17 protein-coding genes and 2 pseudogenes are annotated in these 25,774 nt (G+C 59.5%); 7 read left to right on the top strand and 12 right to left on the bottom strand.

Annotation, left to right across the window (positions count from 1 at the left end):
* Nucleotides 1-4 precede the first annotated feature (4 nt).
* The 6 genes from pheS to BBBR_RS03125 form a co-directional block, all read right to left on the bottom strand.
* On the bottom strand, nt 5-1,072 hold the full coding sequence (gene pheS / locus BBBR_RS03150) for a phenylalanine--tRNA ligase subunit alpha (RefSeq protein WP_025262887.1): 1,068 nt from the start codon (nt 1,070-1,072) through the stop codon (nt 5-7).
* 53 nt (nt 1,073-1,125) lie between these two features.
* Nucleotides 1,126-2,004 (bottom strand): TrmH family RNA methyltransferase, encoded by an 879-nt coding sequence (locus BBBR_RS03145; protein WP_003828782.1) that lies wholly within the window; start codon nt 2,002-2,004, stop codon nt 1,126-1,128.
* 36 nt (nt 2,005-2,040) lie between these two features.
* Complete coding sequence (locus BBBR_RS03140; RefSeq protein WP_047928367.1) at nt 2,041-2,919, bottom strand: energy-coupling factor transporter transmembrane component T family protein; 879 nt, start codon at nt 2,917-2,919, stop codon at nt 2,041-2,043.
* A gap of 56 nt (nt 2,920-2,975) precedes the next feature.
* Nucleotides 2,976-4,448, bottom strand: a complete 1,473-nt coding sequence (locus tag BBBR_RS03135; RefSeq protein WP_003828778.1) for an ABC transporter ATP-binding protein — start codon at nt 4,446-4,448, stop codon at nt 2,976-2,978.
* Complete coding sequence (locus BBBR_RS03130) at nt 4,448-5,047, bottom strand: ECF transporter S component (protein ID WP_003828776.1); 600 nt, start codon at nt 5,045-5,047, stop codon at nt 4,448-4,450. The genes BBBR_RS03135 and BBBR_RS03130 overlap by 1 nt, the downstream gene beginning before the upstream one ends.
* A 307-nt stretch (nt 5,048-5,354) precedes the next feature.
* Nucleotides 5,355-6,722, bottom strand: coding sequence for a dipeptidase (locus BBBR_RS03125; protein WP_003828773.1), 1,368 nt, complete (start codon nt 6,720-6,722; stop codon nt 5,355-5,357).
* A gap of 91 nt (nt 6,723-6,813) precedes the next feature.
* Here BBBR_RS03125 and BBBR_RS03120 point away from each other — a divergent pair, with 91 nt between their 5' ends.
* From BBBR_RS03120 to glnA, 4 genes are all read left to right on the top strand, one after another.
* Complete coding sequence (locus tag BBBR_RS03120; RefSeq protein WP_003828771.1) at nt 6,814-7,434, top strand: DUF3043 domain-containing protein; 621 nt, start codon at nt 6,814-6,816, stop codon at nt 7,432-7,434.
* A gap of 125 nt (nt 7,435-7,559) precedes the next feature.
* Nucleotides 7,560-9,053 carry a dihydrolipoyl dehydrogenase family protein gene (locus tag BBBR_RS03115; RefSeq protein WP_003828769.1) on the top strand — a complete coding sequence of 498 codons (1,494 nt, stop codon included), beginning with the start codon at nt 7,560-7,562 and terminating at the stop codon, nt 9,051-9,053.
* A gap of 64 nt (nt 9,054-9,117) precedes the next feature.
* Nucleotides 9,118-9,900 (top strand): DUF4191 domain-containing protein, encoded by a 783-nt coding sequence (locus BBBR_RS03110; RefSeq protein WP_003828768.1) that lies wholly within the window; start codon nt 9,118-9,120, stop codon nt 9,898-9,900.
* 303 nt (nt 9,901-10,203) lie between these two features.
* Nucleotides 10,204-11,640, top strand: a complete 1,437-nt coding sequence (gene glnA, locus BBBR_RS03105; RefSeq protein ID WP_003828766.1) for a type I glutamate--ammonia ligase — start codon at nt 10,204-10,206, stop codon at nt 11,638-11,640.
* A 473-nt stretch (nt 11,641-12,113) separates the two neighbouring features.
* On the opposite strand, the gene BBBR_RS03100 is transcribed toward glnA, so the two are convergent.
* From BBBR_RS03100 to BBBR_RS11345, 4 genes and pseudogenes are all read right to left on the bottom strand, one after another.
* Nucleotides 12,114-13,235, bottom strand: a complete 1,122-nt coding sequence (locus BBBR_RS03100) for an Mrp/NBP35 family ATP-binding protein (protein WP_003828763.1) — start codon at nt 13,233-13,235, stop codon at nt 12,114-12,116.
* A 255-nt stretch (nt 13,236-13,490) separates the two neighbouring features.
* Complete coding sequence (ligA, locus tag BBBR_RS03095; protein WP_003828762.1) at nt 13,491-16,283, bottom strand: NAD-dependent DNA ligase LigA; 2,793 nt, start codon at nt 16,281-16,283, stop codon at nt 13,491-13,493.
* Nucleotides 16,284-16,321: 38 nt separating this feature from the next.
* Nucleotides 16,322-19,153: pseudogene (locus BBBR_RS03090) on the bottom strand (tetratricopeptide repeat protein); the annotation flags it as partial.
* Nucleotides 19,154-19,216: 63 nt separating this feature from the next.
* Nucleotides 19,217-19,693: pseudogene (locus tag BBBR_RS11345) on the bottom strand (tetratricopeptide repeat protein); the annotation flags it as partial.
* A 149-nt stretch (nt 19,694-19,842) separates the two neighbouring features.
* Between BBBR_RS11345 and BBBR_RS03085 the strand changes: the two are divergent.
* Together BBBR_RS03085 and BBBR_RS10195 are read left to right on the top strand one after the other, a co-directional pair.
* Nucleotides 19,843-21,993 carry a hypothetical protein gene (locus BBBR_RS03085; protein ID WP_225851420.1) on the top strand — a complete coding sequence of 717 codons (2,151 nt, stop codon included), beginning with the start codon at nt 19,843-19,845 and terminating at the stop codon, nt 21,991-21,993.
* A gap of 132 nt (nt 21,994-22,125) precedes the next feature.
* Nucleotides 22,126-22,305, top strand: coding sequence for a hypothetical protein (locus BBBR_RS10195; protein WP_003828756.1), 180 nt, complete (start codon nt 22,126-22,128; stop codon nt 22,303-22,305).
* An 82-nt stretch (nt 22,306-22,387) separates the two neighbouring features.
* On the opposite strand, the gene BBBR_RS03080 is transcribed toward BBBR_RS10195, so the two are convergent.
* Together BBBR_RS03080 and BBBR_RS03075 are read right to left on the bottom strand one after the other, a co-directional pair.
* Entirely contained in the window at nt 22,388-23,182 is a 795-nt protein-coding gene (locus tag BBBR_RS03080) for an ATP-binding cassette domain-containing protein (RefSeq protein WP_003828754.1), read from the bottom strand.
* Nucleotides 23,182-24,393 carry a pyridoxal phosphate-dependent aminotransferase gene (locus BBBR_RS03075; protein ID WP_003828752.1) on the bottom strand — a complete coding sequence of 404 codons (1,212 nt, stop codon included), beginning with the start codon at nt 24,391-24,393 and terminating at the stop codon, nt 23,182-23,184. The genes BBBR_RS03080 and BBBR_RS03075 overlap by 1 nt, the downstream gene beginning before the upstream one ends.
* Nucleotides 24,394-24,652: 259 nt before the next feature.
* On the opposite strand from BBBR_RS03075, the gene BBBR_RS03070 reads away from it, so the two are divergent.
* Entirely contained in the window at nt 24,653-25,720 is a 1,068-nt protein-coding gene (locus BBBR_RS03070; RefSeq protein ID WP_025301126.1) for an ABC transporter substrate-binding protein, read from the top strand.
* Nucleotides 25,721-25,774 lie beyond the last annotated feature (54 nt).

Raw genomic sequence — 25,774 nt, 5'->3', positions numbered from 1 at the left:
TAATTCACTCCCCCATCACAAACTGTTCGGCGAAACGCACGTCGCCTTCAACCAAATCATGCATATCGTTGATGTCGCTGCGCAGCAGAAGCGTACGCTCCATGCCCACGCCGAACGCGAAGCCGGTGTAGACCTCCGGGTCGATGCCCGCGGACTTCAGCACGTTCGGGTTCACCATGCCGCAGCCACCCCATTCGAGCCAGCCGGGGCCGCCCTTCTTATCGGGGAACCACAGGTCGAGTTCGGCGCTCGGCTCGGTGAACGGGAAGTAGCTCGGGCGCAGTCGGGTCTTGGCCTCGGGACCGAACATGGCGACGGCGAGCTTGTCCAACACGCCTTTCAGGTCAGCCATGGTCAGGTGCTTGTCGACGGCGAGGGCCTCGCACTGGTGGAACACCGGGGTGTGGGTGGCATCGAGCTCGTCGGTGCGGAACACGCGGCCCGGGCTGGCGATATACAGAGGCACGCCGCGGGTCAGCAGGGCGCGAACCTGATCGGAGGAGGTCTGGGTACGCACCACCATGTTGGAGCCGACGAAGCCGGCAGCGTCCTTGGCCTGGTTGCCCTTGACGTAGAAGGTGTCCTGCATCTGGCGGGCCGGGTGATCCGGGCCGAAGTTCAGGGAATCGAAGTTGTACCATTCCGCTTCGATTTCCGGGCCGGAGGAAATCTGCCAGCCCATGGAGATGAAGAAGTCCTCGACGTCTTCCATCAACTTGGCCAGCGGATGACGGGCGCCCAAAGGCTTACGGTTCACAGGCAGCGTCATGTCCACGGTTTCGGCGGCAAGGGCGGCCTGTTCGGCAGCTTCCTTGAGTTCCTTCTCCTTGGGGCCAAAGGCGCGTCCGAAATCGGCGCGTAGCTTGCCCATCAGCTTGCCGGCTTCCTTCTTCTGATCGGCCGGCAGGGAACCGATGGCCTTGCTGGCCTGGGTCATCGCCGAATCGGCGCCTGCGTACTGTGTTTTGATGGCCTTGAGTTCCTCCAGGTTGGAGGCGTGCTGGATCTTCTCGATGCCCTCGGCGACCGCTGCGGTCACCTGGTCGGCGTCGAACACCATTTGTTCTGCCACGAGAACCCTTTCATCTGATGATTTCTCAGCATTTCTAGCGTTTTTTACCGATTTCACATTCTTTCAATATGACCCGACATAGCCAGCGACATCAGCATCACCGCGGCCGAAGTACCAAGGTTCAGCGATTCGGCTTTTCCATAGAGCGGAATGGAGACGATGCGGCCACATCGTTCAAGGATCTCCGGCTCCAATCCACGCGCTTCATTGCCGAACAGCACAGCCTGAGACATGCTTACCGCTGCCTTGTCCGCCAATACCGCGGGCAGGCTTTCCGGCTTGCGTTTCTCGGTACCGTATACGTCAGCGGCCCACACGTCCACATGATGGTCGGAAGTCCAATCAAAGAATTCATTCGTACGCATGGTGAACACCGGTAGGTGGAACAAGGATCCCGCAGTGGAGCGGATGACCTTGGGATTGAGCACATCCACGCAATCATCCACGAATATGACGGCATCGCAGCCTGCGGCATCAGCCGCGCGAATCACCGTACCCGCATTGCCCGGATCACGCACCTGCCAGAATGCGGCAATCCGCGGAGCATAATCTGCGGTATCCAAGGCGAGGTCATCGACATCCGACTGCATGGCCTGCGCATTGCCCACCGCCAGAATGCCTTGGGCATCCGCACTGATACGACGAATCACATCGCCAGTGCACTGATGAACATAAATGGTGGCATCCTGTGACGCTTCGACGATTCTCTCCAGCGTGGAGGAAACGATGCGCGGATGATCCAGCGCTTGTGCGACTTCCACATACAAATCCTGCACTACGTCAGGCCGCCATGTGACGGCTTCGCGTACGGACTGAGGGCCTTCGATAAGAAAGCGGCCCGAACGTTCCCGGCCTTTGGCGCGGGCCAAATCGGTGATACGGCGCACACGGTCGGACTTCGGATTATCAAGAATCTTAGGCGTGATGGGCATGGTCACTACCCTACTGCCGGGTCATTACGTTGTCTTTCAGACACCCTGAAAAGCGAAGTGCCAATTCCCGGTACCAATGGCAACGCCTAGGGAGACCAACGGGACGGCTAGGCAGATGGCGTAGAAGAGCCAGTCGATGGGCTTCAAGCGGGCGATGCGCGCTTGCGAGCGCGGGGCATTGGAGCCGAAGCCGCGTGCTTCCATAGCGGTGGCAAGCTTGGTGGCACGGCGAATGGAGAGCACCAGCAGGCCGAATGCCTGGGAAAGCGCACGCGCTATGGCGTTACCGTCACCGAGGCCGCGCGAGCGCTGGGACAGACCGAGTGCTCGCCAGTCCTCCTGCAGCAGGGTGAACATGCGCAGTCCGGCCAGACCTCCATATACGAATCGCGGCGAGAAATGCAGAATCTCCACCAGTCCGTCAGCCAGATCGGTGGGGTCAAGTCCCAACGCCAGAATCACGCCCGGTACGGCGATCGCCGCCACCCTGATGGCAGTAGCGATGGCGAGATATATGGATCCTTCACTGATGACGATCCAGCCGCTTTGCCACAGAATCTCGCCTGAAGTACGTCCATAGAGGAACACGGAAATGAAGCTGCCCGCTGCGGCAACCCATACCGGCCAGGTTTTGCGGCATACGGTCCAAGGTGCCACGCCGCCAATCCACAGCAGCGCGAATTCGATGCCCAGCGCCACCGATGCGGACACCACATCCAGACTGATAAACATCGGAATGCACAGTAGCAACGCGCCGATAATGCGACTGACCGCGTTGATACGCGCCACAAACCAGGAAGGCGAAGAGGCTCTGACCGGTTCCACGCGCGTCTCCTGCGCACTGACCGTCACCACATCGCTTACCGCGACAGTGACCGCCGCACTTGCCGGCTTTGCCGCTGCGTTCCCGGACATCGTATCCTCAGAGGCTCCGGCACCGGCATCATCAGTAACGAATCGAATCATGTCGCTCATGCCCGTGTCTCCTCGAACATCACCCGTCGCGCGCCCAGCGCGTCAACCAGCGCCTCATCGTGCGTCACCATGATCACGCATGATCCCTGATCGCGAATCGAGGCAATCAGCTTCACCATTTCGGTCCAGGTGCTGAAGTCCTGCCCGAATGTCGGCTCATCCATCACCAGTACCTTGGGAGCGGCGGCCAACATGGATGCCACAGACAGACGCCTCTTTTCTCCGCCGGACAAGGTGTAGGGGTTCGCTTTGGCGAAGCGGGTGAGGTTCATCTGCTCGAGCATACGATTCGCGGTCTGGTAAGCCTCGTCTTCACCGTGTCCCATCGATTTGGGTCCGATGGCCACCTCGTCGCGCACGAAGTTAGACGCGAATTGATGTTCGGGCTCCTGGAACACCATGCCGATACGCCCCAGCAGTTCCTTGCTTTTCCAGTTGATGGGTTCTTGACCGGCGTGCGGCGGTTTCAGACTGTCCGCAATCAGCACTTTGCCATCAATCGGCTTCAGCAGACCCGCCAAGGTCAGTGCCATGGTTGATTTGCCCGCACCATTCGGCCCCATCAGTGCCGTGACTTCGCCGGCGTGGAAATCCAGATTGATGCCGGTACCCAGCGCCGTGCCGCGTCCAAAGCTGAGGTTCTCGGTACTGAGCACCGTTTCTCCGCGGGTTTCATCGTCGGGACGACAATCGGGAATCGCACGTCCCGGCACCCACGCGCCGCCGGCGGCCAGAACGTCGCCCATCTGCGCAAATACCTCATCGGGCTTGCCGTCCGCGATAACCGCTCCAGCCTGAGAATCGGCATCGGGTCGACCGAGCACGATCACGCGGTCCACCAAATCAAGCCATACGTCGATATGGTGTTCGACCACCACCATGGTCTGGCCGGTGGTCTCGATGACCTTTTTGACCGCATCATGCACTTCGACCACGCCTTCGGGATCGAGGTTGGCGGTCGGTTCGTCCAGCAACAACAGGCCGGGCTTCATGGCCAGTACGCCGGCCAGAGCGAGCCGCTGCCGTTGTCCGCCGGACAAATGACGGGTGGAGCGGCCCAGTTCGAGTCCTCCGAGACCGACCATATCCAGCGATTCGCGCACACGCTGCCAGATTTCCTCACGTGGCACGTTGAGGTTTTCGCAGCCGAACGCCGCGTCATCGCCCAGTCGTTCAAGAATGATCTGCGAGTCCGGGTCCTGAAGCACCAGTCCCACGAGGCCTCGCGCCTCGCGCGCGTCAACACCGTCGATGGTGAGCGAGCCTTCCTGCTCGCCTTCCTCATCGCCGCCCAGCACACCCGCGAGACCGGCCATCATTGTGCTTTTGCCCGCGCCTGAAGCGCCGAGCAAGAGCACACGTTCACCTGGCCGGATGGTGAAATCGACGGCACGCAACGCGAAATCCTTGCGCGTGGCGTGCCGCCAGCCCCAGCCGCTAGCCTCTACCGCAGCCGGATCGACCTGCATCAGACGCGTGCCTTGCTGCGTCCGGATTCAAAACGCTCAAGCGCGCCAGTGGCGGCGAGCGCACGGGACAGGTACCAGACCACCACGCCGGCAATCACGATGCCGGAGATGATGGAACCCACCAGGTACCAGGTGACACGCATGGCGTTCCAGCCCGGGTTGGTGGCCCAGTAGTAGGCCCAGCAGCCAACGCCGGCAAGCGCACCGGAAAGGATGGTGGTGCCGAGGTTCCACTTCTTCCAAGCGAAAACGGCGAAGCCGATCTCGGCGCCCAGACCCTGGATGATGCCGACGATCAGCGAGCCGCCGACGCCCCACTGGTTGCCCAGGGTGAGTTCGAGGAAAGCAGCAAGGGTTTCAGCAAACAGTGCCGCACCGGGCTTGCGCACGATGATGGCGGCAAGCGGGCCGGCGAACAGCCAGAATCCATTGAGCAGACCTTCAAAACCGGGGGTCACGCCTTCGAACAAAGTCAGCGGAGCGGTGCAAACGATGTCCCAGCCCCAGAAGATGACGCCGGATGCAACGGCGAGAATAGCGGCGACGACGATATCGACAACGCGCCACTTGTAATTAACCTTGGCCACAGCTTCAGCCATGATGTGCCTTTCTTCTCTTCTCACGCAAACCACAGCAGCTTGCACGATTGGTTCAGGCACGGGTAAATAAGAGCGACAATTCCGTGCGCCAGCATTATCCGGTCACGTTCCATCGGTCGAGACTATGCGTCTCCTCTCAGCCGCCTGTCGGCAGCTCCCGTGTCAACTCCCCGACTATAAAGCAAACCACCGTCAAAGGCAATAGATTCGGTAAGCAATGTGGCGAGGCTCTCAGTGAAGACACGATGCCGCTATTTGGCAAATCAGCGCCGCTGTGGAGTGATGAGCCAAGGTTCAAAGTACAAAACTACTTACCGAGCTTATCGAGCAGCAGGGCCTCGGTAATCACGTTGTTCTTCAAGCCCGGCAAGGAGATGGACTCGTTGGGGCTGTGTGCGTTGGCCTTCGGGTCTTCGGGGCCAGTGACCAACACCTGAGCAGACGGGAAGATGCGCTGCAGTTCGGGAATGAACGGGATGGAGCCGCCCTCACCCTTGTTAATGGGTTCCACACCGAACGCCTCGGTCATGGCTTCCAGCGCATCCTTGGTGGCGATGGCGGTCGGGTCCATGGCCCAACCCATGCCGTTTTCGCCACGCTCGACAGTGACCTTGGCACCGAACGGCGCGTGGGATTCAAGGAACGCGGCCAAGGCTTCCTGTGCTTCTTCAGGGCGCTGGGTGGGCGCGGTACGCAGAGACAGACGGAAACGAGTCTCCGGGGAAATCACATTGAAGGAGCCTTCGACCGGGTGCGCGTCGAAGCCGATCACGGTCACGGACGGCTTGGTCCACAGGCGGGAAGCCAGGGAACCGGTGCCGGCGAACTCGTAGCCGGAAACCACACCGGAATCCTCACGCACGGTGGTCTCGTCGAGGTCGCGCTGCAGGCCGCCGATCGGCTCTTCGGCAGCCACGCCGGGCACAGCCAGATCGCCGTTCTCGTCATACATGGAGGCGATAAGCAGGGCGGCCAGCGTATTGGAATCGAAGATCGGACCACCATATTGGCCGGAGTGCACTGGGTGTTCAAGACCCTTGACGGTCACATCCACGCAGGTATTGCCGCGAAGAGAGGTGGTCAGGGAGGGAATATCGGCCGACCAGTTGCCGGAATCGGCCACGATGATGACGTCGGCGGCAAACTCGTCCTTGTGGGCTTCGATGAACGGGATGAAGCTCGGCGAGCCCATCTCCTCTTCGCCTTCGATGAACACCTTGATATTGACCTTGAGGTCATTGCCGAGGGCCTTCAGCGCGCCGGAATGGATGGCAATGCCGCCGCCATCATCGGCGGAACCACGGCCATAGAGGCGGCCATCGATCTCAGTGGCCACGAACGGGTCGGTGTTCCATTCGGCCGGATCCGGCACGGGCTGCACGTCATGGTGTGCGTACAGCAGCACGGTGGGCGCATCCGGGTTCACGATGTGTGAGCCGATGACTTCCCACGCGCCTGGAGTACCGTCCGCATTGGAGGCTTGCACCACCTTGGCATCCACACCGACCAGTCGTAGTTCATCGGCCACGAATTGCGCGGAACGCCTCATGTGCTCGGCGGTAATGCCGTTGGCGGAAATCGACTGCAGCGCCACTTTCTCGCTCAACACCTTGACGATGCGATTCCAGTCGGATTCCACACGAGAACGAATCTCGTTGGCAGTCAATGCGACCATGGTAGTTCTCCTCTATATATGTTGTAAGTGGCGTTATTGCAATGGCTACGCCTTATGGTCGGGTGTCTGAACGTCACCGTAACCTCAAAGCATGACATGGAATCCGTTCAAGAAACAAGAAGAGGCTCAGGTTCCCGTTGAGGAAGCCACGAAGAAGGCCGCACCCAACGAGAAGAAAGGCCGTCCCACTCCAAAGATGAAGCAGGCTCAGGCCGCCGGCATCCGTCCGCTGGTTCCGGTGGACCGCAAAGCCAGCGCAAAAGCCGCCAAGGCTCGTCTACGCGAGAAGGAAAACGCCGAATACGAGGCAATGCAGAAGGGCGACATCAATCACATGCCCAAGGCCGAACGGTTGCCTTGGCGCATTTACATCCGTGATTACGTGGACGCCCGTTTTAACCTTGGCGAATGGTTTATTCCCGTGGCATTTGCGATCCTGATTGCGTCCATGCTTGTCACGTCTCTCGTGCAGAACCAGTGGGTATCCATCATCATGATGCTGTGCATGTATGGCTACCTGATTGCCGTAATCATCGACGTGTGGCTGATGTGGCGCAAGCTTAAGGCCAAGCTCATTGCCAAGTATGGCGAGTCGTCTGTGTCGAAGGGATCTCGCTCCTTCTCCTACGCGTGGAGCCGTGCCATTCAGATGCGCCGCTGGAGGCTCCCCAAGCCGCGTTACCCGAAACGCGGTCACTGGCCTGCGGACTGATACTCATCTTCTGGCTTCCTTGCGAGGAAGCCATTTTTTTATGCAATGCTGACAGCGCAAACCAGTATGGCTTCCTATGATGGGAGCCATACTGGTTTGCGAAACATACTGCCGAGGAGGTCAATATGAACGAACAATTCGATTTGGCAATCATCGGTGCCGGCCCCGGCGGCTATTCCACCGCATTGCGCGCAGCTGAGCTTGGCATGAGTGTGGCCCTTATCGAGCGCGACGCCACCGTGGGCGGCACCTGTCTGAACCGCGGCTGCATTCCTTCCAAGGCACTGATTACCGCCACGCACACCATCGACACCGTCCATCGGGCGGCCGAACTCGGCGTCAACGCCTCGGTGAACGGCATAGACTTCGGCACTTTGCGCGATTATCGGCTGCGCGTGGTGGACACCATGGTCAAAGGTTTGGCGGGGCTGTTAGCGCACCGTAATATCACTGTGCTGCGCGCCGACGCATCCTTCAATGCGGAAGAAACCGATGCAGCAGACAACGCCCGGCATATTGTTCATCTCGTCCCTTCCCCTGGGCAAACCGAGATTCTCACTTATCACAAGGCGGACGTCCCCGAGCCGACCGGCGCTAGTCTCGATCTGGCGGCCGGCAACGTTGTCATAGCCACCGGCGCCAAGCCTCGTCCGCTGCCCGGCAATCCGTTCGCCGGCGCGCTCATCGATTCCACGCAGGCATTGGAAGTCAACGAGTTCCCCTCATCCGCTGTGATTATCGGCGCTGGAGCGATCGCTCTCGAATTTGCCTCGATGTGGAACGCGGCCGGTTCACAGGTAACGTTGTTGATTCGCAAGAATCGCGTACTCTCCACGTGGGATCGTCGCGCCGGCACAACGTTGACCCGAGAGCTCAAGCGTCGCGGCGTGAACGTCATCACTCATACCATCGTCACCCATGTGGATACCGGCGCTAATCTGGGTGCCACCGTGCATTACACACATGAAGGGCAGGATAGCGAACAATCCGTATGGGGCGAGATTGCACTGGCGGCCATTGGACGTACACCAGTTGCTGACCCATCATGGGGCGTCGCACTTACGGAGAGCGGCCATGTTGCCACAGATGCGTTTGGCCGCACCAACAAATCGGGCATATGGGCGGTAGGAGATGTGACGCCGGGCCATGCACTGGCTCACCGCGCATTCGAACAGGGCATCGTCATCGCCGAAACCATCGCGGGTCTCAATCCCAAGCCGGTTGACGAGAACACCGTTCCGCAAATCGTGTTCTCCTCACCCGAGGCGGCATCGGTGGGGCTGACGATCGAGCAGGCGCAGGCACGTGAGAATCTCCTCGAGGTCAAGGAGACTATCTACCCAATGCTGGCGAATGCCCGCATGTTGATGAGCGGCACAGCCGGTTCACTGACTATCGTCTCCGGCTGCGATGCTGCCGACCCTGACACTCCACGGGTACTTGGCGTGCACATGGTTTCTCCCGTGGCCTCCGACATCATCTCCGAAGCCGAGCAATTGGTTGGTAACCGATTGCCGCTGGCTGACGCGGCCCGGCTCATCCATCCTCACCCCACATTCAGCGAAACGCTCGGCGAGGCGTTGCTGAAGGCCGACGACCGGCCGCTGCACACGCGCTGAGCCAGACCAGCGCACCTGATAAGATATTGTCCAGTGTGTTTCGTCCCAGCAAAAGGAAGAAGTGATGGCGGAAAAGGACGCTAAGCCCAAGAAGCAGAGCACAATCAAGCAGATCATCCAGATTTACAAGTACACGGCCAAGGAAGACAAGGCCCTGCCGTGGCTCGAGGCCGGTGCTTTCCTGCTGCCCGTGGTCGTCATGGTCATTATCGGCCTGATTGCCAAGTGGACCTGGCTGACCTGGATTTTCACCATGATCACCGCCGTGATGCTCGGCATCCTGCTGGCCACGATGCTACTCACCCGCCGTGCAGACAAGGTCGGCTACAAGCAGATCGACGGCAAGCCCGGCGCCGCAATCGGCGTGCTGAGCAACATGCAGAAAGCCGGTTTCGACTTCCCGCAGGAGCCGGTGTGGATCGACCCGAAGACCAAGGACGCCATCTGGCGCGGTACTTCGATGAACGGCATCTACCTCATCGGCGAAGGCGAGTACGGCCGCGTGATGAAGGCCATGGACCGCCAGGAGCATGAAATCAAGGGAGTCACTGCTGGTTCCACCATTCCCGTGTACCGCATTGCCGTGGGACACGGCCCCAAGCAGGTTCCGCTGGACAAGCTGCGCAGCACGGTGACCAAAGCCAAGAGCTACGAGCCCACCAATCACAAGAACGCGCTGGTAGCCAAGATTCACCCGCGCCGCCGCTTCCTGCTGACCAGGGCCGAGACGACAACGCTGAACGAGCGCCTGCACACGCTGCAGTCCAAGAAGGGCTATTCCATCCCCAAGGGCATGGATCCGAACCGCCCGCAGAAGATCTCCCGCCGCGCAATGCGTGGCCGCTGATAGACTGCCGCATATTCCGTAACGAATCCCCGCTGACTTTCCTGGGTTGGCGGGGATTCTCTTATATTCGTCCCTATAAGCATCATCTCCATCTGTCAATACCCACTGTCCACGTTGCGGACGTCCGTATTCATTCACCCGATTGGTCACGTTTCCTTTCCGTAATGACGTTTCCTTGGAATACCGCGCTTTGACGGCTGCTGTCCATAGTCACGAAACATTCTCGTAACCCAAGTTTCGAGCCGGCGAAACGCGCGATTTTACGATGGATACCGTTATATTCCACATGAAAGGAGCGGTCCCGTGACCGAACTCAAGTCCAAGGAAGACGCCGAGGCCCTTATCAACAAGGAAGGCATCGAGTATGTCTCCGTCCGTTTCACCGATCTTATCGGCGTTCAGCAGCACTTCACTGTGCCGGCTAGCGAATTCCTGAAGGACGCCTTCACCGACGGCATGCCGTTCGATGGTTCCTCCGTTCAGGGCTTCCAGGCCATCAACGAATCCGACATGAAGCTGGTCCCGGATGTTGAGACCGCTTTCGTTGACCCGTTCCGCAAGCACAAGACCCTCGACGTGGCCTTCTCCATCGTCGACCCGCTGACCGACGAGCCGTACTCCCGCGATCCTCGTCAGGTCGCCGGCAAGGCCGAGGCTTACCTGAAGTCCACCGGCATCGCCGACACCGCTTCCTTCGCCCCTGAGGCCGAGTTCTTCATCTTCGACAAGGTTCGCTTCGAGAACTCCATGCAGCGTTCCTTCTACGAGGTTGACTCCATCGAGGCTCCGTGGAACTCCGGCGTTGACACCGAAGAGGACGGCACCCCGAACATCGCTTTCAAGAACCGTGTCAAGAAGGGTTACTTCCCGGTTCCTCCGATCGACCACACCCAGGACCTGCGCGACGACATGGTCGCCAACCTGCAGAAGGTCGGTCTGATCCTCGAGCGTTCCCACCACGAGGTGGCCGCTGCTGGTCAGCAGGAGATCAACTATCGCTTCAACACCCTGCAGCACGCAGGCGATGACCTGATGAAGTACAAGTACGTTGTCCACGAGACCGCTGCTCTGGCTGGCAAGGCTGCAACCTTCATGCCGAAGCCGATTGCCGACGACAACGGCACTGGTATGCACTGCCACCAGTCCCTGTGGAAGGACGGCAAGCCGCTGTTCTACGACGAGAAGGGCTACGCTGGCCTGTCCGACCTGGCTCGCTGGTACATCGGTGGTCTGATCAAGCACTCCTCCTCCGTGCTGGCCTTCACCAACCCGTCCCTGAACTCCTACCACCGTCTGGTTCCGGGCTTCGAGGCTCCGGTCAACCTGGTGTACTCCGCTCGTAACCGTTCTGCCGCCATCCGTATTCCGCTGGCTGGCACCTCCCCGGCTGCCAAGCGCATCGAGTTCCGCGCTCCGGACCCATCCTGCAACCCGTTCCTGGCCTTCTCCGCTCAGCTGATGGCTGGCCTGGACGGCATCCTGAACCACATCGAGCCTCCGGAGCCGGTCGACAAGGACCTCTACGAGCTGCCGCCGGAAGAGCACGCTGGCATCAAGCAGGTGCCGAGCTCCTTGGCCGAGGCTATGGACGCCCTGGAAGAGGACCACGACTTCCTGACCGCCGGCGACGTGTTCACCGACGACCTGATCGAGACCTGGATTGGCCTCAAGCGCGACGAGATCGACCAGGCTCGCCTGGCTCCGACCCCGCTCGAGTACGAGCTCTACTTCCACATCTGAGTTCTACTACTCATCAAGAAGACCCCCGACCGCAGAAGCGGTTGGGGGTCTTCCCGTATGCACTCACACAAAATGGTTCGCTGCGGGAAAAGTGTGAGCCAAATGCACATTATCACCCAAACGCACATGAGGATAACAAGCATTCCTCTGACGTAATTGGACATAAGCGCAAGAATTTCTCGAAAAAGCCCATTGTTCGAGAATTTCTTGTGCTAAGCGTCTGTCAGTGCAAAAAAATCTCGAAATGGCGGTTTTGTTCGAGAGATCTTTGCGCTCAGGCAGCGTCAGTGCAAAGATTTCTCGAAAACAAGGATTATTTCGAGAAATTGTTGCGCAGGAAATTCATCGGAATGTATGTCACCTGACATCGACGATGTCTGAAATCCACCAATAGATGATTCGCACAATTCAATGTGCGATTACAAGTATGTGAGGCTCACACTTTTCTTATCGAGAATCATTCGCTGCGCAGATCAGAGCGCCATAAGGCGCTCGGCGAGGCTGCGGAAGGTCTGGCCGATGCCATCAGTGCGCAGAGCGCCCTCGGAGGTCAGGACCGCCGGGCGTCCGGCCTCACCGGTCTCGCGTACCTCGGGCTCCAGCGGGAGCTGGGCCATCAGCGGCACGTCATAGCCCAAGGCCTCAGTCAGCTGCTCGGCCACGCGCTGGCCGCCGCCTGCGCCGAAAATCTCCAACTTCTCACCTTTATGCTCGTAGTAGCTCATGTTCTCCACCACGCCGCGCACCTTCATGGGCACCTGCAATGCGACCAGCCCGGAGCGCACGGCGATGTCGGAGGCGGAGGGCTGCGGGGTGGTGACCACCACGAGTTCGGCGTTGGGCAACGCCTGAGCCACCGAGATGGCCATGTCGCCGGTGCCGGGAGCCAGATCAAGCAAAAGCACGTCGGGCTCGCCCCACCATACATCGGAGAGGAACTGTTCCAAAGATCGCTGCAGACGGGGACCACGCCAGAGAATCGCGCGATCGGCACCGGCGAACATGCCGATGGAAATCAGCTTTACACCCCATGCGGTGACCGGCATAAGCATGCCGTTCAGGTTGGTGGGCTGGGTGTGCACGCCGAACAGACGCGGCAGAGAGAATCCATAGATATCCGCGTCAATGGCGGCCGTGTCATAGCCAAGTGCCGCAAAAGTGGCGGCGAGGTTCGCCGTGACCGAGGACTTGCCAACGCCGCCTTTGCCGGAGGCGATGGCGAAGATTCGGGTCTTGACTCCGGGCTTGCTGAACGGGTTCTGTTTACGTTCGGCCTTGAGATCAGCAACAAGGTCAGCCAGCTTATCGCGGCTCATCGAACCGACTTCGATATGGGTGTTGAGCTGTGCACCAGGATAGGAGCTCACTGCACCGTTGATCTGGTTGGTAATGGTTTCGCTCAGCGGACAGCCAGGAACGGTCAGTTCGACATGCACGGTGACGTCATAGGCATCAGTGTCAACGTTGGCATCAGCAGGCGTGGCCTCGATGGCGGCAATCATGCCGAGGTCGGTGACCGAACGGCCAAGCTCAGGGTCGATGACCTTGCTCAGGCGTTCATAGATCTCGGCTTCGATCTGACGTGCGTCGCTCATAAATCCGTATCCTCCTTAAGAACCTGTACTACCCTAGCGTGTGTTGCGGCGGCATGCCAGAGAGAGTGGAGTAAGTCACACTGGGGCAGGACTGCGTTGAGAATTCACTCCTTGGCTCGCAATGGTTACTCTCCTCAGTCGTCTGATGCGACAGCTCATCCGCAATTATGAACAAACTTCGTTCGCATCCTCTGGCTCGCTGTCGTTCGCTCTTCATCTACAAACAGTCCAGCCTCAGAGAAGGGAGCCAAGAAATCAGATGCTACCGTTTTCGAGGAGTTGGGCGAATTGAGCCTCATTGAGCATGGGGATGCCGAGTTCCTCAGCCTTGGCAGCCTTGGAGCCGGCGTTTTCGCCGACCACCACGTAATCCGTCTTCTTGCTCACCGAACCGGCTGCCTTACCGCCACGCTCAATGATTGCCTCCTTGGCGGAGTCGCGAGAATAGCCTTCCAAGGAACCGGTGACCACCACGGTTTTACCTGCCAAGGTTTGCGGCAGCGTACTGGTCTCCGCTACGTCAACGCCCACGCCGGCGGCCTGCCACGCACGCAACGTCTCGCCACGCCAGTCTCCGGGTTCACGGGCCGCGGCGAACCAGTTCACCACCGATTCGGCGATTTCCGGACCGACGCCATCGATGGCGGTCAAATCCTCGACCGTGGCGTTTTCAATGGCACCCAACGAACCCATAGCGGAGGCAATCAGACGCGCGGTGGGAGGCCCGAGCCGTCGAATGGACAATGCCACCAGCACACGCCACAAGTCCGCGTGACGGGCTTTGTCCATCTCGTCGAACATCTTGCGCGTATTCTCGCCGGGCCTGATATACACCGGCACATCAGTGACGCCCGTGCGCGTGGTTTTGTGGTCGACGCGAACGATAACCGCATCAGCCGGCACGTCATATTCCGGGTAGCGCGATGCGACAAAGGCCGGCTTCGCATCAGACAAAACCGCGGCTTCGCCAGATGAGCCGGGCATGATGTCCGATGCACTCCCCCGTGCCGACTGCACTACAGCCGGTTCGATTCCCTCCGCGGCAGCAGCCGTAGCAGTCGCCACCTGCGCACGCTCAGCCAACTGCTTGGCGGTAAGTCTCTTGGCCGCCGTAGGAGCCGTCCAGAAAGCGGGCACCTGATGCCACAGGCCAGAGCCACCCACGCGCTTGCGCACTTTCTTCTTCTTGCCGTTGGCATCGACCACTTCATGCACTTCGACAATCGCAGCCTCACGCCACACCTGCACGTCACGCAAATCGACGGCAGTCAAGGCGAACAGTCCGGATTCGTTCGAAAGCACCGGCCGCTGCACTGCCGGCAATGCCAATCCCGGAGCCGGCTCGTAAGGGTCCGGTTCCTCACCGGGAGCTACCAGAATCTCCGTGATATTCGGCGCATAGGTCGCCACAGAATCGGGACGGTTCTCCTCCGGGTTGGTCAGCGCGATGGCCGACTGCTCGCCCAGATGCTCGATATCGAAGGCCTTGCGCGAGGCCAGCGAGATCACACGCTCGGTGAGCTGCGCTGGGCAGCTTTCCACGTTCGGGCAGCGAATATCCTTATCGCCCTCCTTGGCGGGAGCCAGTTTCGCGCCGCATGACGGGCAGAACTCGGGCATAACGAATTCTCTCAGTTCGCTCTCACGCCCCTTGCGACGCTCCAGCACCGGCCCTACCAGTTCGGGAATCACATCACCGGCCTTGCGCACCACGACCGTGTCACCAATGAGAATGCCCTTGCGCTTGACCTCGAAACCATTGTGCAACGTGGTGCGAGCCACAGTGGAACCGGCCACATACACCGGTTTCAACACCGCAACCGGCGTCACACGACCAGTACGCCCCACCTGCACGGTGATGTTGAGCAGCTCAGTATTGACCTCTTCCGGCGGGTACTTATAGGCGATGGCCCAACGCGGCGCCCGCGAAGTGGCGCCAAGGGTGCGTTGCAGGCCAAGGTCATCGACCTTGACGACGATGCCGTCAAGCGCATGTTCGATATCACCGCGGTGCTCGCCGTAGTAATCGATCATGTCGAGAATCTCATGGAAGGACGTGACCGAACGATTGTGAGGAGAGACCGGCACGCCCCACTTGGCATACAAATCATAGGCTTGCGATTGGTCGGCTATCACGTCATGGGTGCCACGAGGATGATCAGGTCCCCAAGTGAGCTGCCCTAAACCATGCGCATAGAAGCTCAGCCGGCGAGTGGCGGTGATGCGCGGATCCTTCTGCCTCAACGAACCGGCTGCGGCGTTGCGCGGATTGGCGAAAAGCGCTCGGCCTGCATCCTCCTGCTCGTTATTGAGTGTATGAAAATCATCCCAACGCATGAACACTTCGCCGCGGATTTCCACGAAGTCCGGAATATCCTCTTTAGGCCCACCAAGCTGCGCCGGGATGGAGCCGATAGTGCGCACGTTCAGTGTGATGTCTTCACCGGTGACGCCATCGCCACGAGTCAGCCCCTGCTCCAGCACGCCGCCTCGATAGATGAGATTCAATGCCAGACCATCGATTTTGACCTCGCAGCTCATTGGCAACGGCTTGCCGTCCGGCCAATCGAGATCGCGAATCACCGAATCGTACCAGTCCTTGAGTTCCTCGATAGAAAAGACATCATCAAGGCTCATCATGCGGCTTGGATGCCGCACGGAAGTGAAATCGTTGGAGAACGAGCCGCCAACTCGATGGGTGGGCGACTGTGGATTGTCCAGCGAGGGGAACGCCGCCTCAAGCTTTTGCAGGCAACGCAGGCGCGCATCATAGGCGGCATCGGAGCTGACGGGCGCATCATCGATGTAGTAGGCGATCTGGTCGGCCTCCACCCAAGCGGCCACACGAGCCCACAGACGCGCCGCGACCTCGGCATTGAGCGTATTGACGTCAAGACGATCGAGCCGCATCGCGTCATCATCGGTGGCGTCAAGCGCGGCCACCCACTGCTCGGAACCGGGGGCAAAGCGGGTAACGCCTTCGTCGGGCCGGACCTCGGCCGCATCCCCATCGTCGAAATCCCATGCCAACTGTTCGTTCGTGCTCATGATTGTCTATCCTAGCGGGCGAACTCCCCCTGAAACGGCTACGCAGAAAGGGAACGAAGGAATTGGGCCTGGATAACGTCGATATTGTCGCCTTCGCCATCATTCATACGGGCAACAGCCACCGAAAGCGTGCGGGCAGGCACAAACATGCCCTCATCGACGCATACACGAGCGGCATCACGCACGATATCGGCCACTTCAATGTGCGGCCAGACCGGCAGATCATGCGAAGACAACACTTGCGCCGCGCTCTCCACCGATTCCGGCACACGGATGCATTGCGAATCGGCTCGGGAGACCAGCTCCTGTAACTCGCTCTCCAGCGATCCGATTGCTCCAGGTGCAATATGGTCGCTCATAATGTAGGCTGCGGCAGCCGTATCGAATCGGTCCAGCATCCACTCCGCATAGGCGAAACGGTAATAGGCGAACGCCGCATCATCACGATCCAGAGCCACTCGCAAGGCATTCAGGCAGGCGGCGCGCGCCGAATCCCAATCCTCATTGCGGGCCAGTTGAATGGCCAATTTCAGGTGCGACAGCGGATAGGCGGGCGCGTAGGCCACCATACGATTCAGGTGTGGAATCGCGGCTTTGGCGCCTTTGAGCTGTCCCAGCACATCAGCTAGTTCCATATGTGCATAGAACAGATTGTCAGGAATCAGAACCGTGCGCTCATCCAATGTGGCGAACAGGCGGTTGTACACCACTCGTTCGGCATAGGAATTGAAGTATCGTGGCACTCCAGACCCCATGGCAAAGGTCTGGTCCATACGGGCCGCAGCCGCTTCGGCCATCTCAATGGCCTGATCGGCCTGTCCGGAGAACAGCAGATCGCGAGCGCGCAGACGTTCCTTATCCAGCTCGTCGGCAAGAGTGAAGACAAAGTCCGGCGTATCGTTGCCATCAATCAGCGCACTGGTGACCTGCGAGGCCAGACCCGTCAGTTCGGGATCGCTGATGGATTCGATGATCTGCATGGCCCGCTGCGCTTTCTCCACGGAATCAAGTTCCGTATTACGGGCGATGTCGTGGAACGCATTGACGCCATGCTGCAGCAGGTCCACACGCTGAATCGCCAGACCAGCGCTATTCTGCGCACCCAGTACTCGCGCGGTCGACGCGTTGAACTGACGGTCGGCAAGTTCCGGCTCCTCTTGGGAGCCGACGGGCGAGAACCGGCTATCGGCCAAGTCGAAGTCGGCGTTGATGGGCTTGAGTCCGCCCTCGCCGTCGACATCCATCACCGCACCAAACATCCGGTAGGTTTCTTCAGGGTGGTCAAGACCATCGGTGTCGAGACGTTGCAGGAAGGCATCCCTGGCGAATGTGACGGTGACCATGTTGCGCACGGTGGGGTTACGGCGCAGCACGCTCATCGGATCATCACCCGCACCCGCATTCTCGGTTTCGTTGCCGTCATCCGACGCCATGCCGAAAGCCATCTCGTCAATATCTATGCCCCGCATAAGGTCTTCGAACTGGGAGTCGATGGATGCGCTGTCGTCGCTGTCTTCGGCATTCTGCTGAGACGGGCCCGCCCCATCCGTCTCCGCGTCCGTTGCAGGCTGCTCATCACCGGTGCCAGTGGGCGGCTGCCCAAAGGTCTCCTCATGCGTGATCGGTCGGGTCGGATCGCCATGGAAATCGCCATCCTTGGGATCAGCCTTGGAACTGACACGTCCCAAATCGCCGCTGCGCAAATGCTCGAAAGCGCTTAACGCCTCGCTCATCATCTCTTCGATGGCCGAGTCCTGCTCGGCAATCGCCTCTTCCAAACCGATGGAATCGATGTGCAGAGACACCTGATGCACGGCTTGACTGGTGCCGAAGCTCAGCGCCGCCATCATCAGGCCGACGCGCAAGTTGTAGGAGGCGCTCATCGATGCGCGCTCGACGCTGCTCAGCGTTCTCCACGTGCGCCGTTCGGTGTCATATCTGCTATCCGGCATCATCGACGTGCCCGCCGTGGTGAAGCCGATGGCCACTTCCCCCGAATCCAGTCGGGAACGAAACTCGACATCAAACCGATACGGTAGACGCAATCTGCGCAGCAGGGACGACAATGTCTGTCGATACACCCATTCGTCCGCTTTCGGCGCCGCATTCCTTGGGTCGGGGAACTCCTCACGAATCCGGTCTGCGGCGTGCTCGGCCGCATTGACCAGGCTCAGCACCGCACGGCGTTCATCGGATCCGTCATACGGGTTGAGCGCCATAATCGCGGGGTTTTCGATGAGCTTCATATCGATCTGCGCGGCCTCGGCACGGGTTACCGTGTCTTCCGTGGGATTGAGCCCACGCGAGGAATTGCGCTCCAGCCAGGCGCTCACCGCGGCAAAACGATTGAGATTGCCCTCGATTTTCAGGGACTTCAGTGCCTGATTGAAGGCCAACGACTTATCCCACGTGAAGAAATAGCCGCTCGAGTACGTCGAAGTATACAAATGCAGCGGCTCGGCGCCATGCACGGCTTCCAAGCCCGGCGTGTTATCAAGCGCCCCGGCTTCACGCATCAGATCCGCAAAATGATCCTCCAGGCCAGAGGCACGCATGCCGTGCGCACGAGCCTCCATCGTGTCGCGAATCGAACGCCTGATCGCACCGATGGGAGCCTCGCGATTGAGACGGCGGAAAATATTGCCGGAACCAAAACCTATCAACAGCCCATTGATTTGCGGCAGCATGTAGGCGGCGAAGAACGCAATGGCCACGGCATCACGGTATTCCAGATCATGACGCATATCAGCCGGCAGATTGGCGCGCATCTGCTCCAAGGTGTACCGGTTGCCGGCCTTAAGCCACGAGGCGAGCCACGTCATACGACCGGTGTCGTCACGCCCAATCACGCCTCCGGTGATGGCCTTCACCTCGCCATTGCTGCGAATCGCGCGGCCCAGCACATTGCGACGAGTCTGCCCCGCATCAAAGCCCAACCGCTCGCCATTCGGCAGGGTCACTTCCTTTTCCTTGCCGAACATGAAGCGCGGCTGCATATCCTGGATATCCATATCCAAATCGGCGCCCACAAACACGCGACCATGGGTATCGGCAAACGCCACCTGCGCAAAGTGATCCCGATCGGGGAAGATACCCAAGGAGAATCCGCGCCCCCGCGTGGAAGGCAGTTGCGCCCATCCCAGCACCAGTCCCTCGGGAACATTTTCCAAGGCGGGAAACGAACGCCTCTTGACCACCGGGCTCAGCGACACCGCATGCTTGGTCAGTTCATCGATGATGCCGCCCTTGCGCTCGCTGGCCTCGCTCAACGCATCGCCAAACGGGTTGGTGCTGGCCTGACGAGGCTTGGATAAGCCCAGATCGGAGGCAAGCGCGTTCATCGAATCCTTCAGCCCGCTCAAGAAGGACGGGCCGGACCGTTCACTGTGATTCGACATACGTTTTGGCATGATTCACATTCTCTACTGTTTGCCCGACATAAAGCCTATAGAATAATGGGGTGCATTCCGAAGACAGTCATCTCACCAGTCGTGTACACCGCCGATTGTCGTGGCGCCCGCTTGCGGCGCTACTGGCTGTTGCGGCCATCATCGTCGGCATGGAGTGCATTGTCTTCAACCTGCCATTCTGGCGCACACTGGGGGCCAGCACCGACACCAACGCCGTGCATAACACCTTGGGCCCGGGCCTGGTGCGCACCGATGACGATATGCTGACCGTCACCGATCCGACCAAGGCATATCTCGAACTGGCCGCAGACGGCACTTCAGCATATCTGCGCATCGACTCCCCCTCGCACGACACCATCGATGCGGTTCACGAACAGGCCGAGGCCGAATCACGGGCCAATGGGGACAAGGCGGTGTTCAAGCCACTGGACACCATCCATGTGCGCGTGGATGTGAACGGCAGTACCGGCCAAGCCATTTCGATGAATCCCGGCACCTCACGCAGCCATTATGTCAAAGCTGTGGGTGCAGGCACCGTACGCATCTGGATCCAGGAGGAACGCGGCGCAATTGTGCCGATCGCCGACGCACGCGCGAACGTGCACGTGCCTTTTGCCATCGATTGGATCCGCGTCGCGGCAATGGCCGCGCTGGCGTTGCTGGTCGCCATATGGAGGCCCGGCTCTCGATTGTGGCGTATCACGTTTGATCCCTCCAGCACACGCCAGCGGCTGGCGTTCGCGGCCATTGCGGCGATTCCGACACTGGCCATCGGCGCTTCCATCATCTGGCAGCTCACGCATGCCATGCCGCTCGCCTTCCATACCGCAGGCGGCTACACCTATGATTTCGACCAGTACGGTCATGTGGCCGATTCCCTAATCGCAGGCCGTCCCTGGCTTGACCTTGACGTACCCGGACAACTGGCCCAAAGCACTCACCCCTATGATGTGCCGACTCGTCTCAAACTGTTGGAGGATGGGGTCAGCCCGATGTATTGGGATTACGCCTATTACGAAGGCCACTGGTACTCCTACTTCGGCGTGCTGCCTGCCGTGTTGCTGTTCGTGCCGTATCGTCTGATTACCGGGCATATGTTGCCGACCGCCGCAGCCGAACAGTTCCTGGTGCTGCTGTTCATCATCTTCTTTTCGCTGCTCGTACTGCGTGTGATTCACCGCGTGATGTCAAAAACATCATTGGCCGCCGCCTCGCTCATCACCGTCAGTGCGCTGCTCGGGGCGCAAATGGGATATCTGGCTTACCGCACCAACTTCTACCAAGTGCCCTTCGCCGCTTCTCTGGCGTTGACTTCACTGGGATTATGGTTCTGGCTGGGTGCGGATACATCCAGTCGCCCACTAATGCCGTCCGACCGCTGGCAAGCCGGCAACACACAGCCACTGTCTTTGCCGCGACTGGCCGTCGGCGCCCTATGCATCGCGGCGAACTTCGGTTGCCGGCCGACCTTTGCGCTCACGGCCCTGCTGGCCATCGCCCTGTTCTGGCCGCAGATCCGCGCTATGATCAGCGATCTTGCGCATCGACGCATTACCATGCTCAAAGCGTTGCGCGCGCCGCTTGCCATGGTGATACCTGCATTGGTTGTGGTCATTCCGCTGATGTTGTGGAACAAAGTGCGCTTCGGCAGTCTGATCGACTTCGGCAACGCCTACCAATTCACCGTCTCCGACATGACCCGTTATACCACCCCGATTGCCGACATGCCGGCCACCGTCTGGTATTACCTGTTCCTGCCGGTGCGATTTGTACGAAACTTCCCGTGGCTGGCGGTCTCCCCCGCGCCAATGCCGGTTTGGGGCTATTACGAGGTGATGGTCGGCGCACTGTTCACCGCCACGCCGCTGATGCTGCTTGCATTAGTGCTGCCGTTCCTGCATAAGCTGGAGATGCATGGCATGCGTCGTTGGCTCATGTCTTGTTTGGCTCTGGCCGGCGTACTGGTGGTGTTCGACAGTTATGTGGGCGGTCTGGGCTGGCGATATTTGGCTGATTTCGGCTGGCTGGTGGCGCTCGCTTCGATTCCGGGACTGCTGTGGCTGGTCAACGGCCGAGAGCCCAGCACCTCGTTGGCCGGCGCGAACGACGCCGCATCCGGCGACGGCATCGCCCGTGTCACTCCATGGCGTTGGCTGATGCGATGGACCGTACTCATCATGCTGATCTGGACGTTGGCCGTCGCCATACTAGGGTGCTTTGCTCCCGCCCGCGATGACTCCATGCTGACGAATAATGCCGCGCTGTGGCACCAGGTTCAGTCCTGGTTTACGCTGCTGTAGCTAGGCCACGGTCGCACCCTACCGGCCGTCCAGCATATTCCCAGTATTGCAGGCAGTTTTCTCCAAGACCCGCGGCATAGTGTATGTGATGTAATTCACTGTTGTTCATCTGCAGTACCATGAGGATTCCCTGTGTCTACTGCCGTCCGAAGTCGTGTTTTCAAAATATCCGCAGCAGCCATCGCCATTGGCCTATGCCTGTTCTCGCAGGATGATGTCAGCGCCTCCATCAAGGAACGTCGTGTAGATCGGCTCAACGCGCAAATCTACCGCGTCTATGAGTACGGTTTCCGGGGGTTCTACTTCGCGTAGCGACATCGGCCTGCGACCGAGCGACGCACCCTTGGCTCCTCTCTCTGAGGGGAGCTGTCACCGCAGGTGACTGAGGGGAGCATTACCGCTTGGAGGCCTCGTACTTGCGTCGAATCAGATCCTCATAAAACGCCACGGCTTCGGCCGGCGCGTCATCGCACACGACCGCGTGCTCGTCCAGTACGAGTACGCGGTCGATTGCGTATTCGGGCCGGCGAATCATATCCGTGTCATGCGTGGCGAAGATGACCTGCTTGTTGTAGCTGAACAATGCCTTGGCCACGTGTGCGGTGCCAATCTCATCCAAACCCTTGCTGGGCTCGTCAGCCACGATTGCACTGGGCTCAAAGCTCAATGCGGCGGCAATGGCCAGCAGATGTCGTTTCTCGGAGTCAAGCTCGCTGGCCTTGGCCTTGGAGACCTGTGCCAGATTGAAATGCGCGAACAGATTGCCGATGCGCGCATGGCGTTCGGACTCCGGCACCTTGTGCTTTTTCAGTGCTTCGGACACCGCTTCGGAGATATTCGCGGCCCGGTAGAAGCTGTTCGGAATCTCCTCGCGACGCACTTTACCGACAAGGTCGTCAATGCGCTTCAGGTCTTTTTTCACGGCTGGGTTCAGTTGTTCGCTGCCGCCGGACACCGTAACCGTGCCGATATTGGCTTTAAGAGAGCCATCGAGCAATCCCAACAATGTGGATTTGCCAGCTCCATTCAGGCCGATCACAGCCACGCGCTGTTCGCTGATGGTCAGCATGGTGGGCGCAAGGCCAACATGCCCATCATCATAGGTATGGCCGGCTTCTTTCAAGGTGAACGTCAGCGAAGCCGGGCGCGGCAGCTCTTTGGACTGAAAAAAGAATCCCATGCCGCCCATTATGCCAGCAGCGCCTCCACAGTGGCGAGCACGGCGCAAATGCCTTGCCTAAACACTTCCGGCTCGGGCAGCAGCGAAACCGCCAAATAGCCGTTGGAGGTCATATCAAAGAAATATCCAGGCTGTCCGGTCAAGCCATGCTCGGCGATGAGCTTCAGCACCATCTCGTTCTCGTCAATCACGGACGGCACGCGCAGCAGCACGTTCCAGCCGCCCTCGGCTCGCAGCACGCTGACCAACCCATTCGGGTCCGCATCCAGCAGCTCGTGCAAAGTCGCGAGATTGCCGCGCACTCGTTCCTCCACACGCGCGGTTTGCTCAGTCGCGGCCTCCAACAGCGCCGGAATCCGCTGTGCGATGATGTCACTCATCGGCAGGTAATCGTCGGCTATGACATCAAGTCGGCGCTGGGCTTGCGCAACATCCTCGGCCGGCCCGGACACCTGAATCCACCCGACTTTGGCATGAGGCGCCGCCAGCATTTTGGAGAACCCGTCAAGCGCAAAAGTAAGCACACCCTGCTCTCCGGCCAAACGCGCGTTGCCGGCAAATGGCTCAAGGGCATAATCAAAGAACACTTCATCGGCAATAAGGGCGATGCCTCGCTCCCGGCACATCGTCACGATACGTTCCCGCTCGGCCGGCTTGACATAGGATCCGGTCGGATTATTCGGATTAATCAGTACCAATGCACGAATACGAGCGCCGCTCGGTCCGTCAAGCAATTGCTCCAGCTCGGCCACGTCAATGAACCAAGAGCCGTCGAACCGCAACTGGTATTCGACGGTATCCACGCATTCAAGCCGGGCGATCGACTCGATCAGCGGGTATCCCGGCTTGGGGGCCAGCACTGCATCTCCGGCATCACATAACAATTTGATCAGCCATGAGTATGCCTCGGATGTGGAGCTCAACACATACAATTGCTCCGGCTTCACGCCCCTGCTGGCGGTATTCGCTGATGCGTTCATCTGGGAGCGGTCCGCATTGGCTTCGTTCAGGAATGCAGCCAGAGCTTCACGAACCGCGTACGATCCGCGCGGATCGGCCGTATATACGTTCGGCACCAGTGCGGGAGCCAGTCCATGCCGCGTCGGATTGGAATCATTGAGCTTGCCCAGCGCAGTACCGTTTGCCCTGGCCGCAGCCTCGGCGGTCGCAATCGGATTCGGATCGGAAATATCCACTCGGGAGGAGAAATGCACGCTCATATCTCCCTACGATAGAGCGTGGCAACCCCGACCCTTGCCGCGGTTCGAGACCAAAGCAGCATGCTTGCGCTTCCAGCCATACGGCTATACTGGTGAGTCGTTCGCGCGGTTGGTGGCAGCAACCGTGCCGATATCATTTGGAATACACGCCCTCGCTTATGCGCGTGGCGTACGGTTTGATGTTTCGCGCGGGCTCCTCACCTTTCCGCTTTACGATGCATCAGACCTTGAGCGCATTATGCGCAGAAGGCAAGGTGACATGAAGATGAGGATTGAAGTCAAGAAGGGTCTGGTCAGGATGGTGGCCGTGTTGGGAGCCGCCACGCTCGGACTGTCCGTTGCGGCATGCGGCAACGCCAACACCGCCGATTCCAGCAATTCCAGTACACCCACCGTTTCGTTCATGCTTGATTGGACGCCGAACACGAACCATATCGGCCTGTACGCGGCCCAGAAGCTCGGCTACTTCAAGGACGCAGGAGTCAACGTGAAGATTCTGCCGACCGCTCAGGCCGGCGCGGAAACCAGTGTGGAGAACGGTGTGGCAAACGTCGGTTTCACCACGCTGAGCAATGTGGCCGCATTCAACTCGCAAGGCTCCGATCTGAAATTCGTCTTTGATCTGACGCAAAAGCCCGTGGCCCGCTGGTGCGCATTGGCCTCCCGTACCGACATCAAGACGCCGGCAGACCTGTCCGGCAAAACCTTCGTGAGCTTCGGCTCGGCAGAGCAGAACGCCGTGGTGCGTGAGATGATTAAGGATGCAGGCGGCACCGGCGAATTCAAGACCGCCACCGCCGGCACGAACACCTTCGAGACCCTTACTAGCGGCAAGGGTGACTTCGGCGGCTTCTACGTGACTTGGGAGGGTGTGGAAAGCGAGCTGAACGGCCCGGCGCTCAACTGCTTCGTTGCCTCCGATTGGGGCGTTCCCGGCAACCCGGACCAGCTCGGCTTTGCGGTCAAGGGCTCTTGGCTTAAGGATTCCGCCAACGCCGACGCATTGAAGAAGTTCCTCTCCGCCACCAAGAAGGGCTACGACTACGCCCTGTCCAACCCGGACAAGGCCGCCGATATTCTCGTGGCGCAGGCCAAGGAAGCCCAGCTGGATTCCAAGCTGACCCGTACCTCGATGGAAGAGATCGTCAAGAACGGCTACTGGACCACCGATGATGCCAAGTCGCTGCCCGGCACCGTGAACTTCGATGACGCCCAGCCTTACCTTGACTTCCAGTACAAGGCCGGCACCTACCAGGACAAGGACGGCAAGAACCCCAAGCAGGCTCCGCAGGCCAAGGAACTCGCCACTAACGACTACGTGGACTGAGCGACTGTAGGGAGGCCGGCTCCCCTCATTCTTGAGGGGAGCCATTTATATTTT

Source organism: Bifidobacterium breve DSM 20213 = JCM 1192 (assembly GCF_001025175.1).
In the GTDB taxonomy this organism is placed as follows: Bacteria; Actinomycetota; Actinomycetes; order Actinomycetales; family Bifidobacteriaceae; genus Bifidobacterium; species Bifidobacterium breve.
This window is presented reverse-complemented; position numbering and strand designations above follow the sequence as displayed.